Origin of the sequence: Candidatus Allofournierella excrementigallinarum, assembly GCF_944388085.1 — a bacterium.
Classification (GTDB): domain Bacteria; phylum Bacillota; class Clostridia; order Oscillospirales; family Ruminococcaceae; genus Allofournierella_A; species Allofournierella_A excrementigallinarum.
The window spans coordinates 21,464-34,487 of record NZ_CALXHK010000001.1; the positions used below are offsets into that span (position 1 = coordinate 21,464).

The window sequence follows — 13,024 nt, forward strand, 5'->3', positions numbered from 1 at the left end:
GGACACCAATAAATCAACATTCGAGCTCTTTTCGCACACAAGTTATACCGAAAAACTCTGCACGCGGGACCAGAAGTTACCCCACAATAAAATAATTAAAAAATATCCATAAGAACTTTTATATTATAAGCTAAGAGCGAAAAATATCAAATAAATTTAAGAAAATGCTTGACTTTCGCTATGGATTGTTATACCATAAAGTCATAGAAGATCAAAGGTTCATGTCGTGATACGTAATTGCTCGTAGGCGAGGTGGGCCTTTTTTCTTTTGTAAAATATTCCACAACCAAAGAGCCATTCGGTGTTGCCGCATCCGCGGTTTTACCCCGAATGGCTCTTTTCTTTTTCATCAAAATAATTCTTCGAACCGTTTCCCTGCGCAGAATGCAAAGCACAAATTCATTTTCCCCTGCAGCCACAAAGTGAGAAAGGAGGCTGATCGACTATGGGAACTTCTAAATGCGATTTCGCCATTGCCGGATATGAGGGCCGCCAGAAGGTGCACCACAACATGAAGCGAACCAAGTCAAAGTACGACGCCCGCTATATGCTCAAAAACCCTGCCACAAAGAAGGTCTACACCAACGCACAAATGCTGGCAGATCTTGCGCAACGCAAGAAAGAATATCCCGGCCTGGCTCTTTTGCTGGAGCCATGGATCGCGAAAATTGCTTCCCGGGCACAGAAAAATCCCGATGCGGAATTCTCTCTGCACTGCAGTGATGCTACCGAAGAGCGCGCACTGGCACGCTTGAAAAAAATGCGCTGGAGCGAATTGGAGTCTCTGGCACAGCTGCTCTATCGTCCGCTGTACGAGCGCAATCTGAAATACGGTGATGTGACCGTACAAGACTTTGTGACGTACCAGGCCAGTGTACTGTATGCCGGGGAGACGCCCGCCACGCGCACTCGCCTGATCGGTTGCTTGAAAAACTATATACTGCCCGTTGTCGGTGAGATCAAGTTGAACGCACTGGATGCCGATCGTCAGACCAAGGCCCTGAAAACTATCAATCAAAAGCTGCAAAACAGCTCCGAGCCTGTGGGCAGCTCCACCCGCGGGTATGTAAAGAGAGCCTATCGGGGGCTCATCCTGGCTATCGAAAGCAGTGGCTGGAAGGGTTGCTTTGCCGGGCTGCACCTGATCGACATCCTCAAAAGCTCCTCGAGCGCAACAGCGACATCCTGAAAAACAGCCGTGTCGCTCACCTGGACGACGCCCAGCGAACGGCACTGTTCCGCCTGCTTTTTGAGCCGGAGCATCTGTATGACTTGTTTTGGGTCGCGCTGCTCTACTCCGGCGCGGACCCGGCGGACATCGCCGGCCAGACCTACGGCGATATCGAGGAGTTGACCTTACGGGACGGGAGCTGCTGTTATACGATCCTGATCAGCCGCCGGGTGCGGAAGCTTTACGACCGGTATTCCACGCTGCAGGCAACCAATGAGAACTTCCCTATTTATAAGTTTCGTCGGCTCGTGCTCACTCCCTGGGCTGGGGATGTGCTGCTGCGCCGACTGGAACAGTTGCACGCCCTTGGTCTTTCCGATGATCAGATTCAGGAAATGCGCCTTTCGTCAGAAAAGCCGGGCGGCGCCATCGTCGGGCCGGAGGAGCTCGCCAAGCGCCTGCAGCAGCTTTTGCGGCAGGCGGGTATTCCGGCCGCGACCCTCACCCGCACTGACAAACAGGGGCACGCCTATCGCCAGACCGTAAAAGAGGATATAGCCCTGTTGCAGCGGGATGCCCGCTATCTGGCAATACAGTGCGGCGCCGACGAAGTGATGCTACACGCCATGTTTGGTGACACCTGGACCGACACCGACGAAGAAGCATATCTGGACCTGTTGGGCGACCGATATGCCGTGGCTCGTTGGCAGCGCCTGCGGCGCTGGTCTCCCCTTGCTCCGGCTTCTCTGCCCTTTACCGGCGAAGGGTGTCTGACCGGCTATACCCATGCACCCGCCCGCCACAATCTGCGGGTGGACAACACTACCGACCACTCCGTCACACTGACCCTGCGTGCCCCCTATGCTCTCAATGCATTCTGGGCTCAGAACAAAAAAGGAGGGAACACATCATGACAAAAAAATCCTTTCCACCCGCTGCGTTTTCGCATCAGGGCGTAGATTTTCGCATGTGTTATACGTATCCGGCCGCGGACAAGCACAAGGACATGCCCTGCCGCGGCCGCATCAATCCGCTGGATCCGATGACCGGCAAGTGCCTTACAAAACGGCAGTTGTATGGCAAAGACAGCGACGCGCCGGTCAATCACATCGTACACGGCAAAGACCCCTGGGACGTTTACAGCAAGCGGGAAGCGGCAGCCAACTATTTGATCTCGGTGATGGTGCAGCGCGGTCTGTTGAGCGGCGTTGCCGTGTCGGTTCCCGATGAAGACGCCGATCTCGCCGAACTGGCCCGGAAATACAAACAGACGCTGTTTGACATCCACCCCCGCTGGATGAAGTCGACCGTACAAAAATACAGCAGCCAGTACGACTTCATGGTGGATGAGCTGGCCGGGCTGCGCGCCGGCGGTCTGGACGATGCGGCCTACAAACAGCTCCAGGAAAAAATCTGTCGGAATGCAGCGAGAGATGCTACCAAACACAACACTTGGGAATACGGCGAGATTCCTCCCTCTTCAGCCCGGACACGGCTGTTCCTGTTGTACGAGTTGATTCGCTGTCTGAAGGCGGAAGGCGTGTCCATTCCAGTGGCGCCTTTCCCGTACAACGGGAAGCCCTCCCGCCAGATGCTGCTTCTGAACCGCACCGACCATGCTCGCATGATTCCGGACGCAATTCTCCGTGCCATCTGTGCCGACCCGGTCATCCAGGGCCAGGCAGAAATTCTGGCTGACGCTGGTCTGCGGATTGGCGAATGCACCGGTCTTTTGTTTGACTCCTTGCGCTGGCTGGACACCTCGCAGGGTCGGATGTACTATCTGGACATCAGCGGGCAGGTGGGAGACGATGGCAAGCGCACCGAACTGCCCAAGACCAAGGACTCCTACCGGGTGGTGCCTCTCTCCCGGGAGCTGGGGGAGGCGCTTGTGCGCTATCGGCACAAGCTGGAAACAAAGTATGGCGACCTTGCCATGCGTCTTATGTGCGGGCAATCTGACGAAAACGGGTTTGACGACAGTCCTGCCAAAGCAGCCGCCTGGGAAGCGCAGGTGCGTGCGCAAATCTCGACGCTGCTGCGCGAGCCCTCCGCCTTCCAGGCGATCGCTGCCGATCGCGTGTATCTTTTCGACAAACAAGCCCAGGACGCTGAGCTGTACTCCCAGCTTGTCGCCCATTCATGGCGACGCAGCCATTGCACGCGCCTCTACTGCTCCAGCGGCCAGAATTCGCCGAAGATCCATCGGCGGATGGGCCACGCTTACAAGTCCCTTTCTCCCCAAAAGGCCACCGGTCTCAATCCCACAGAACTGTGCCGAATGTGTCTCGAAAAACATGTGAGCCCCACGCTCTATCATCGGGCAAATCCGCTGCGGTACGATGCGGGCGGGTCTTTCCAGGCAACCGAGGTGCCCGCCTGCTGCATCGAGCTGACTTTGATGCCGGGCGAATCCATCGAACTGACGGTGGAGGACACCGAGCCGAGCACCGTGACCCGCATTTCCGGCGAGAAGCTGACCATTCAGAAGTTGCGCCGGGATGAGCGCCGTAATGTGACCTACGATTACGGGCTGCGGGCGTCGGAAGAGGTTTCCGCCATCGTGAAAAAGCGCAAGCTGCTGGGATAAACAAATGGTGCCGTGAAACACGACACCATTCAAAGATCCTACCGACGCGCTGCGCAGCGGCCATCTTATTCATTACGACGCCTCTCTGGAAATATGTTTCCCCCGTATCGGAATCCGTCCGCTAGGGTTCCAAGGTTCTTAGGAACGTTGTCCTGTTTCCGTCTCCCTTTTCGCAGGCAAAAAACGTGCAAAAGTGGTCGTTCTGCACAAACAGATCTTTTAAAATTTTATATTTTGACGAATAATTCCCGCCCTTGTTTTAGGCGTTTTTATGGATTATTGTTGCAGTTTTGGCCCCCTCGGGCAGTACCATTTTTTGCTCATTCATTACGCCATTCATTACGCGGCGCAAAAAAGGGGCCTTCCGGGGCATTTTCGCCACCCCAAAAAGGTCCCTTTTATCGTATATGTGTGCCCGCAAACCCGCATAAACAAAGAAAAATCCCCCGACCTTTCGATCGAGGGATTTTGGTCCGAGTGGCGAGAGTCGAACTCACGGCCTCTTGAACCCCATTCAAGCGCGCTACCAAACTGCGCTACACCCGGACATTGCCGCCGATCATCAGCGGCAAATAATATTATAACCATCAGGCGGGGGTTTGTCAACAACTTTTTCCCTTTTTCTTTTAAATAGCCGAAACCAGTCTTTTTGTCTGCCGCAAAGCGAACCGCAGGCCCCGGATACACCGCGCAAAGGGTGTGTCCGGGGCCTGCTTTTCTTTTGCATTACTCCTGCTCGAACATGTCCTTGCCCACGCCGCACAGGGGGCAGACGTAGTCTTCGGGCACGTCGGCCCAGACAGTGCCGGGGGCCACGCCGTTGTCCGGGTCGCCGGCCGCCTCGTCGTAGATAAAGCCGCAGACAGTGCATACATACTTCATGGCGAATCGCTCCTTTTTCTTTTCACGGCCCGCCGGGCGGGCTCACACATTTATTGTATGCAAAAGCGCGGCGTTCTTCCGTTGCACAGGCAACATTTTGCAGGTCAGTAGAGGTAATTCCATGGTCTACTTTAAGCAGGCCAGATGTTCTACCCACCTATATAACACCCCCCGAATCTCGACGCTGGTTCATTCATGTCTTTTCAATTTTTGTCTATAAGTTCCGCTCCGCGCTCTTATATTCTGCCATATAGAATCACACCGATCTATCAATCCTGCGCTCTGCTCTTTGGGCGAATGCCTAACGTAAACACACAGAACACCAGAAGCAGTACCGTAACAGGAATGAACATCGCCACTGTATACAGCCCGCGATCTGCCATCGCCCCCACCACCGTGCTGATCAGCATGCTGCCCAACGTGCCGCATACTCCGGTAATTGCAGTGACCGTGGCGGAGCAGCGGGGAAATGCCTTGCATGCCAGCACGATTCGGGCCGTATAGCTTGCTCCACTGAGGATACCGAACAGCAATGTTCCCACCATCCAAAACATCGGCTGCTGTACCAGCAGCATTGCTGCAACCAAAAGTGCCGACAACAGACTGGACCAGCGCAAATACGCCTCTGGCGGAAGCCGGGATCCCAGAAGCGCCAATCCCGAACGGCTGAGGATCATCCCCACATAATTTGCTGTCATCAGCGTAGTGCAGAACGTCACTGTGTAAACCGTTTTATCAAGCTGTTCCAAATAGGTAGGCAGCCAGATGGTAAGATAGGTCACTCCGGAGAGCAGCATGCTGCTCAGGCAAAGCCATCGAATGAACGGGCTGGACACTATTTCTCTGTATGGGATATTCTCTTTTTCATGGGGTGTAGCATTTGGCGTTCTCGTGGCGCCGGTTTTCCTGCTCTTTTCACCGTCCTCCAATGTGCCTTTGGCCCGCGCGCTTGCGGCCAGCCGGCTCAAAACCATAAACAGCAATGCTGCACCTGCCATAACGCCGCCGCTAACAAGATAGCCTGTCTGCCACCCTTTTGTTTTGATACAGAAGGCTGCGAACGAAGGCGCAGCCATGCTGCCCGCCGCGAACAATGTGTGCAGGATAGAAATATATCTTGCGCGCTGCGCGCCAAACAAATCGGATATATACGCAGCACAGAGATTGTCTACCATTCCTCCAAACAGGCCGATACACAACCGTATCACCAGAAGGACGAAATAAGCCGGTGCCGCGCCTGTTGCCAGCAGTGCTGTGCCATAGATTAGCGCCATCCATGTAAGCAGGATACGTTTGTTCAGCCGGTCAGCCAGTAAAAGCGTAACCAGCATGGCCAATGACTGGCCAATATCCGCTGTTACGGTCAGTGCGGACGCCTGTTTCAGATCAAGGGCATACTCCTCGATCATGCGAGGCAGCATCGTGCTGTACATACTATTGGATACTGCAAACCCTACCATGAAGACACAGGTAAAGGCAGCAGCCAGCGCCACACAATGCCGAACAGCGATCTTGCTCACGGACGCACCCCGGCCGCTGTGGCCCAGGGACCTTTTCCCCTGCTTTCTCCCTGCGCCAAACGCAGAGCGTCCAATGCCGCCAGCTCCTCTGGGCACAGCAGCTTCCCCGCGCTGCCCGCCTGCTCATACAGCGCAAGCACTCGGAAATAATGTTCCACCGCTTCTGCGCGGTCAAATGCCTGCCACAGATCCTTTCCCCATGCAGTGAGCCCATGATTCTGCAAAAGCACCACGCAGGAAGAATCTGCATGAAGTGCTACCGCCCGCGCCAGCTCTCTGCTGCCCAAAGGAAGGTACGGCACAACAGGGACATATCCCACCTGCAAAATAATATCCGCGCACAATGCCGGCCAGCGTGCGCCCGGTCCGCGTGCAGAAAAACACACAGATCTGGGCGCATGCAAATGGACCACTGCGCCAATGGTGGAGTCGGCCTCATACAATGCCTTATGCATCTCCGTTTCACTGGAGGGCACGGTCCCCGACCTCAAATACCAGTCATTCTCCGACCGAAGGTTTACCATTTGTTCAGGCAGCATTCTTCCCTTGCTCACTCCGGAAGGTGTGATCAGGATACTTTTGTCCGGCAGCCGCACAGAGATGTTCCCATCATTGGCAGCCACATATCCTTTTTGATACGCCAGCCGGCCCACCCTGCAAATCAGCCGGGCATTCTCTTTCAGCGGGTCGCGCATAGTTCCTCCTTCAGGCGCGCAGGGTCATTTCATGATCTCTGCCAGCCCGCGTTCAAACGGCGGATAGACAACGCCTTTTTCCGTAATGATCGCGGTGATAAATTCGTTGTCCGTAACATCAAAAGCCGGATTGTATGCCTTAATCCCGGCGGGAGCCTGCGGTGTTTTGTACCACAGGGTACTGATCTCACTACCTTGCCTGAGCTCGATCTGAATATCGTTGCCGGAAGTACAATTCATGTCAATGGTGGAAGTGGGCGCACAAACATAAAACGGTACTCCGTAACGCCTAGCTACGATAGACAGGGTAGACGTGCCGATTTTATTCGCCGTATCTCCGTTGGCGGCTACGCGGTCACAACCCACCAGACAGGCGTCCACCCATCCATTTTTCATAACAATGGAGCACATGTCATCGCAAAGCAGGGTGACATCCACGCCCGCCTGGTGCAATTCCCATGCGGTCAGCCGAGCGCCCTGCAGCAGCGGGCGGGTCTCATCAGCAAACACATGAAAGCCATAACCTCTGTCTTGGCCCAGATAAATGGGCGCCAGCGCTGTGCCATATTTTGCCGTGGCAATGGTGCCCGCGTTGCAATGTGTCAGCAGGCCCATTCCCGGCCTCAGCAGCGCCAGCGCATTTTCGCCAATGGTTTTGCAAACTTGTTCGTCTTCTTCACGGATCGCATGGGCTTCCGCCAAAAGGGCGGCCTTGCACCGGTCCACAGGCTGCCCCTCACAATCATCCAGGCATCGCTGCATACGATCCAGCGCCCAGAACAGGTTCACCGCGGTAGGACGTGCGCTCGCCAGAAATTTCCTTGCCTCGGTAAACTCCGCGTGCAGCGCAGTCCACTCCGTAGCGGAGGATTCTTTGGCAGCCAGGTACACACCATAGGCTGCCGCGATGCCGATGGCGGGCGCTCCCCGTACCTGCAGCCGATAGATCGCATCCCAAATTTGCTGCTGCGTCGTCAGTGTCAGGTATTTTGTTTCACCCGGCAGAAGCGTCTGATCCAGAATGATCAGTGCGTTTTTTTCGTCATCCAGACGGACGGACACCACATCATCCACAACACTCATGAGGCTCTCCTCCTTTATTCTGCCAGCAGCTCCAATGCAAAGCGGGCGATCGCATTATAAGCCTCCTCGCGTTGCAAAGCGTTGAGCGTTTCTTCAGTAACAGCATTTTCAAAGACACACAGCAGCCCTAAAGCCGGCAAACCAAAGCGGGCTGCAACGGTATACACCTGGTTCATTTCCATATCCAGCCCCAATGTGCCCCGGTCAGCAAAGCGCGAAACCACAGGCAGTTCGTCCCGGCTTTCCAACGAGAGGACCGGTCCGACCCAGACACGCTGTCCCTGCTTGCGCGCACGTTCCCACGCCTTGTTCAGAAGTTCAAAATCCGCTGCCGCCGGGAACGTGCGTCCTCCAAAGCGCAGGCGGTTTATGCGGGAGGTAGTGTGGGCCGTCTGCGCCAGCAGCCAGTCGCCCGGTTTCAGACGGGGATCGATCGCTGTGCAGCCTTCCAGCTTCACGAAACACTTTGTCCCGAATTCCCCGGCTATCTCTGCCGCATACATTGCTGCAGACACCGGGCCAACACCGGTTCCCTGAACCGTGATTTCTTTGTTATGGAACTTGCCGGTATACCCATGCATGTTGCGGATCTCGTTGTAGCAGACCGCATCTTGCAAAAAGCGGGTGGCAATGTGCTGAACGTTGCAGTCATCCTCTGTCAGCAGGACCATATCCGCCACATCTCCGGGAGAACCTGTCAGGCACAACCCCATTTATCTCCCCTCCTCTGCCAGTTTGTACGCCGTTTCCAGCGCTACTTTCATCATGTTGTTATACGCTGTTTCCCGCTGTGCCAAGGGGGTGTCCTCACTCTTATAGATCTGGTGATCACTGCAGGTGATCAGCAAAAGTGCCCGCACCTGGGGATGCCGCGAGGCTGCCACCAGCAGACCTGTGCCCTCCATTTCACTGGCCACCATTTTGTAACCTTTCCAGGGGTCAAGATAACTCTGAGGCTGATCCGGCTCTTTATAGAGCACGTCTCCGCAAGCGCTTACTCCCACATGAACCGGGATCCCGTTTTCTTTTGCGCAGTCATAGGCTGTTTTCAGCAACGTGAAATCACTGGTGGGAACGAAATCGTACTCTCCAAAATCCATCACTGTGTTGTTCGATTCGCTGGCACTGGCCATGGAAAGAATGGTGTCTCCCACGTGGACATCCAGCTCCTTACTGCCCGCTGTGCCGATTCGGATAAGGTTACGGCAGCCATGATCTTCAATCAGTTCATAGGAGCACTCCATAATGGAAGTGGTCCCCATGCCCGTTCCCTGCACAGACACGCGCACACCCTTGTAAACACCCGTATAACCGTACATGCCGCGGTTGGTATTGTAGCATTTGGCGTCTTCGAGATAACGCTCTGCAAGGTAGCGTGCGCGAAGCGGATCTCCGGGCAGGAGCACCGTTTCCGCAATGGAGCCTTTTGGCGCACGCAGCAGACCTGGTCCAAACAGGCTGGTCATGGTTTGTCCACCTTCTTTCTCTTCATTCTGCCGGCACTTTTCGCCGCCGCGACCAATCCGATCATGGTGACCAGGTAGGGAAGCATCCGTACCAGCTCGCTGGGGATATTCAATGTGCTGGCAGTGTTGGCCACAGCATCCGCCGCGCCGAACAGCAAGGATGCCAGTGCGCCGCCCAGCGGGTGATTTCCACCCAAAGCTGCGGAGGCCATGCCAATAAATCCTCGGCCTGCAGTCATGTTCGTCTGGAACCAGGAAACATATCCCATAGACATAAAGCAGCCGCCCAGTGCCGCCATCACACCGGCGATGCACATCGCCAGGATCTTGATGCGCACAGAATTGATCCCTACAGATTCAGCCGCGCTGTCGTTTTGGCCTACCATCCGCAGCCGCAGGCCCAGCTTGGTTTTAAAAAGGAAAACATGCATCAGCACCGCCATCAGCACTGCAATATAGGTCAGCACATTATGCCCGGACAAGACTTCTCCCAGCACGGGGATATCGCGGAGGAGCGGAATATCCACTGTGGGCAGTGTCAGGCTCATCACGCCCGAGCTCATGCCTTTGCTGCCCGTCACGACATAAAGGATGAAGGTGGTGCCGCCAGCCATCATCAGGTTGAAAGCAACGCCGTTCATAAACATATCCGCTTTAAGCACCAGCGCTGCATAAGCGATCACAAAGGACATCAGCACGCCAATGGCCACTGCGATCAACAGGCCCAGCCAGGCGCTGTGCGTCCAGGCGCTGAAAAGCACTCCCATCAGTGCAGCGGTGAGCATTGTGCTCTCGATTGCCAGGTTCATCATTCCTACCTGGGCTACTACGATTCCCGCCAGGCTGGCATACAGCAGCGGGGTGGTCATTCGGATGATGGTTGCCAGAAACGTCGGGGAAAAGATCAACGAAGCGATATCCACGGTTTATTTTCCCCCTTCCAGATTTACATTGGCCGTAGCCTGGGCAAACGTACGTTTTTTCTCCCAGCCGGCCAGGAAGTTTTCCGCCACAAGCAGGATAATGACCACGCCCTGAATGATGGACACGATCTCGTTAGGCACATCGGTCATTCGTGTCATAATATCCGCGCCCACGCGCATATACGCAAGGAAAAACGCTCCAAGGGGCACCAGTGCCGGATTGTTTCGGGCCAGTGTGGCTACGATGATGCCGTCCCAACCAAAGCCGGGAAGGTCTTTCCACATGAAAGCGCTGTACATACCCAGCATCTCACTGGCGCCGCCAATGCCGCACACCGCTCCGGCAAGTCCCTGGCCGATCAGGATCGCAGTGCCTGCACTGATGCCGGAATAAACGGCGAACTTGCGATTGGACCCCACCATGCGCATCTTGTAGCCCCAACGGCTTTTGTACAGATAGAGCCACAGCGCCATGACACACAGCACCGCGAGAATAAGGCCCACATGGATACGGGTGCCGGGAATGATGCGCGGCAGAACTGCGTTCTCGTTGAAGGGAAGAGATTGCAGCGTTCCGGAAGCAGGGTCCTTAACGAACGTACGGATCAAAAAGCTGCCAAGATAAAACAATACATAGTTGAACATCAGCGAGGCAACGATCTCGCTGGCATCATAACGCAGCCGTATCACCACCGGCACCAGCATGGTGACAATGCCGCCCAAGGCAGCGATCAGAATACAAACTGCCGGTAGAACGACTGGCGGCAGATCAAGCTGTACAGCGGTCAGTGCCGCCAGTGCGCCGCTGAAATAGAAAGCGCCCTCACTGGCCAGATTGATGATGTTTGTGCGGGCTATCAGCGAAATCGCAAGCCCGGTGAACACCAGCGGCAGCGCCGCCTCCACAACGTTGGCCAAACGGCTCATTTTTTTCAGCGGGCCGAAAATAAAATAGCCGATCGCCTCGCCCGGAGTTTCACTGACTGCCACAATGATCACCAGTGTCAGGCCCAGTGCAATGCCCACAGCCAGCAGCGTGCGGATAAAGTTGAAACACATGCGGCTGCTCCAAATCTTCTTCAGCATGTGCAGGCGCCTCCTTCCCCGTCGTCATACAGGCCTGTGAGTTCCTCTTCCGACTGCTGTGCCAGACCTAGCATGTACAAGCCGAGTTCTTCCTCAGTCAGCTTTTTTACATCCGGGAAAAATCCGGTGATCCGTCCGCCATGCATCACGATGAGCCGGTCAGACAGTTCCAGCACTTCGTTCAAATCCGAACTCACCAGCAAAATAGCACATCCGCCCTGACGTGCCGCAAGCAGCGCTTTGTGGATAGTCTCTGCCGCCCCCACGTCAATGCCGCGGGTAGGTTGGCTTGCAATAAGCACTTTTGGATCGGTGGACATCTCACGGACCACCACTACTTTTTGAATGTTACCGCCCGAGAGCATCTTTACCGGAACCGACGGCGATTTGCAGTGCACAGAGAACTTTTCTGTGAGCTGTGCCGCCAGCTGCGCTTCCTTTTTCCCGCTGAGGAGGAATCTGCCGCCCAGCTCCGGATCGTCGCAACGGGTCGAAATGTAGTTTTCGGTAATGGATTCTTCACGGGCCACGCCGTATGTCATTCGATCCTCGTGGATGTAGGACATTCCCAGGTCGCGGCGTTCCCGGATGGACAATCCGCTGCCGGGACGGCCCAACAGTTCGAACGTTCCCTCAGAAGGCTGCTGCAAACCGCCGAGGATCTCTGCAAGCTCTTTCTGACCGCTGCCCTCTACACCGGCCACACCAAGAATACAACCGGCGTGCAAGTCCAGGCTGACGTGATCCAGCACAGTGATGCCGTGGCGGTCTACACAGCTCAGGCCTCGTATTTTCAGCACCGCCTCGCCTTCCTCCATCGGAGGTTTTTCGATCGTTTGTACCGCGTCTCGGCCTACCATTAGTCGGGAGATATCCCGGGCGGTCAGTTCCTTCACTTCATAGGTCCCCATCACTCTGCCGGCCCGCATGATGGTCAGCCGGTCACAGATCGCCTGGACCTCGTCGATTTTGTGGGAGATGAAAATGATGGTGTAGCCGCCCTCCTTCAGGAGGAGAAGCTGCTTGAAAAGTTCCTGTGTCTCCTGAGGGGTAAGCACCGCGGTGGGTTCGTCCAGAATAATCAGATGCGAGTTTCGATAAAGGCTTTTCAGTATCTCCACTTTTTGCTTCTGACTCACGGAAATGTTGCGGATCAATTCTTCCGCCTTGACATTGAACCCGTATTTCTCCGCCAGACGGTCTACCACCTCGGCGGCCCCGCGCTTGTCGAAAAAGATACCGTTGTTGGGCTCCATGCCCACCACAATGTTCTCTGCCACAGACAGCTCTTCAGCCAGATTGAAGTGCTGGTACACCATGCCGATTCCAAGAGACACTGCTTTTTGAGGCGAATCGATCTGCCTGGGCTGCCCGTCGTAAACGATGGTGCCCCGATCAGGCCGTTCGTTTCCGAACAGCACCTTCATCAAAGTGGACTTGCCCGCGCCGTTTTCGCCCATAAGGGCATGTATCTCACCCCGGCGCACGCTAAAATCGACGTTTTCATTGGCCAGAACACCGTTGTCGTATACTTTGGTGATACTGCGCATCTCCAGCAGCATACCGCCCATTGGGGTCTGCACGTTTTTTTCTGCTCGTTCCTGCATC

The 13,024-nt window shown here is 55.2% G+C and carries 12 protein-coding genes and 1 tRNA gene; 3 read left to right on the top strand and 10 right to left on the bottom strand.

What is annotated here, in order from left to right:
- The first annotated feature begins 445 nt into the window (after window positions 1-445).
- Genes ACH2AT_RS00110 through ACH2AT_RS00120 form a run of 3 tightly spaced genes read left to right on the top strand, consistent with a single transcriptional unit; the run spans window position 446 to window position 3,761 of the window.
- Entirely contained in the window at window positions 446-1,189 is a 744-nt protein-coding gene (locus ACH2AT_RS00110) for a hypothetical protein (RefSeq protein WP_394962435.1), read from the top strand.
- Window positions 1,123-2,085, top strand: a complete 963-nt coding sequence (locus tag ACH2AT_RS00115; RefSeq protein ID WP_394962437.1) for a hypothetical protein — start codon at window positions 1,123-1,125, stop codon at window positions 2,083-2,085. Before ACH2AT_RS00110 ends, ACH2AT_RS00115 begins: the two co-directional genes overlap by 67 nt.
- Window positions 2,082-3,761: a hypothetical protein gene (locus ACH2AT_RS00120; protein WP_394962439.1), complete on the top strand. Its 1,680-nt coding sequence runs from the start codon at window positions 2,082-2,084 to the stop codon at window positions 3,759-3,761. The genes ACH2AT_RS00115 and ACH2AT_RS00120 overlap by 4 nt, the downstream gene beginning before the upstream one ends.
- A 469-nt stretch (window positions 3,762-4,230) precedes the next feature.
- On the opposite strand, the gene ACH2AT_RS00125 is transcribed toward ACH2AT_RS00120, so the two are convergent.
- The 10 genes from ACH2AT_RS00125 to ACH2AT_RS00170 form a co-directional block, all read right to left on the bottom strand.
- Window positions 4,231-4,307: transfer RNA gene (locus ACH2AT_RS00125), tRNA-Pro, on the bottom strand.
- A gap of 180 nt (window positions 4,308-4,487) precedes the next feature.
- The gene (gene rd / locus ACH2AT_RS00130) at window positions 4,488-4,643 is read right to left on the bottom strand and encodes a rubredoxin (protein WP_394962441.1); all 156 of its coding nucleotides are present in this window, start codon (window positions 4,641-4,643) and stop codon (window positions 4,488-4,490) included.
- Between the two features lie 269 nt (window positions 4,644-4,912).
- On the bottom strand, window positions 4,913-6,163 hold the full coding sequence (locus tag ACH2AT_RS00135; RefSeq protein ID WP_394962443.1) for an MFS transporter: 1,251 nt from the start codon (window positions 6,161-6,163) through the stop codon (window positions 4,913-4,915).
- Window positions 6,160-6,858 carry a class II aldolase/adducin family protein gene (locus ACH2AT_RS00140; protein WP_394962445.1) on the bottom strand — a complete coding sequence of 233 codons (699 nt, stop codon included), beginning with the start codon at window positions 6,856-6,858 and terminating at the stop codon, window positions 6,160-6,162. Before ACH2AT_RS00140 ends, ACH2AT_RS00135 begins: the two co-directional genes overlap by 4 nt.
- A gap of 24 nt (window positions 6,859-6,882) precedes the next feature.
- Window positions 6,883-7,941 (bottom strand): S-methyl-5-thioribose-1-phosphate isomerase, encoded by a 1,059-nt coding sequence (gene mtnA / locus ACH2AT_RS00145; protein ID WP_394962448.1) that lies wholly within the window; start codon window positions 7,939-7,941, stop codon window positions 6,883-6,885.
- 14 nt (window positions 7,942-7,955) lie between these two features.
- Window positions 7,956-8,654, bottom strand: a complete 699-nt coding sequence (locus ACH2AT_RS00150) for a hypothetical protein (protein WP_394962450.1) — start codon at window positions 8,652-8,654, stop codon at window positions 7,956-7,958.
- On the bottom strand, window positions 8,655-9,407 hold the full coding sequence (locus tag ACH2AT_RS00155) for a purine-nucleoside phosphorylase (RefSeq protein ID WP_394962452.1): 753 nt from the start codon (window positions 9,405-9,407) through the stop codon (window positions 8,655-8,657). It abuts the gene before it with no gap.
- Entirely contained in the window at window positions 9,404-10,330 is a 927-nt protein-coding gene (locus ACH2AT_RS00160) for an ABC transporter permease (RefSeq protein WP_394962455.1), read from the bottom strand. The genes ACH2AT_RS00155 and ACH2AT_RS00160 overlap by 4 nt, the downstream gene beginning before the upstream one ends.
- A 3-nt stretch (window positions 10,331-10,333) precedes the next feature.
- On the bottom strand, window positions 10,334-11,416 hold the full coding sequence (locus ACH2AT_RS00165; protein WP_394962456.1) for an ABC transporter permease: 1,083 nt from the start codon (window positions 11,414-11,416) through the stop codon (window positions 10,334-10,336).
- Window positions 11,410-13,023 (bottom strand): ABC transporter ATP-binding protein, encoded by a 1,614-nt coding sequence (locus tag ACH2AT_RS00170; protein ID WP_394962458.1) that lies wholly within the window; start codon window positions 13,021-13,023, stop codon window positions 11,410-11,412. The genes ACH2AT_RS00165 and ACH2AT_RS00170 overlap by 7 nt, the downstream gene beginning before the upstream one ends.
- Window position 13,024: the final 1 nt, after the last annotated feature.

Coding starts and splice junctions, on each gene's coding strand:
- ACH2AT_RS00110 (WP_394962435.1), top strand. CDS start 446: ATGGGAACTTCTAAATGCGATTTCGCCATTGCCGGATATGAGGGCCGC.
- ACH2AT_RS00120 (WP_394962439.1), top strand. CDS start 2,082: ATGACAAAAAAATCCTTTCCACCCGCTGCGTTTTCGCATCAGGGCGTA.
- rd (WP_394962441.1), bottom strand. CDS start 4,643: ATGAAGTATGTATGCACTGTCTGCGGCTTTATCTACGACGAGGCGGCC.
- ACH2AT_RS00140 (WP_394962445.1), bottom strand. CDS start 6,858: ATGCGCGACCCGCTGAAAGAGAATGCCCGGCTGATTTGCAGGGTGGGC.
- mtnA (WP_394962448.1), bottom strand. CDS start 7,941: ATGAGTGTTGTGGATGATGTGGTGTCCGTCCGTCTGGATGACGAAAAA.
- ACH2AT_RS00150 (WP_394962450.1), bottom strand. CDS start 8,654: ATGGGGTTGTGCCTGACAGGTTCTCCCGGAGATGTGGCGGATATGGTC.
- ACH2AT_RS00155 (WP_394962452.1), bottom strand. CDS start 9,407: ATGACCAGCCTGTTTGGACCAGGTCTGCTGCGTGCGCCAAAAGGCTCC.
- ACH2AT_RS00165 (WP_394962456.1), bottom strand. CDS start 11,416: ATGCTGAAGAAGATTTGGAGCAGCCGCATGTGTTTCAACTTTATCCGC.
- ACH2AT_RS00170 (WP_394962458.1), bottom strand. CDS start 13,023: ATGCAGGAACGAGCAGAAAAAAACGTGCAGACCCCAATGGGCGGTATG.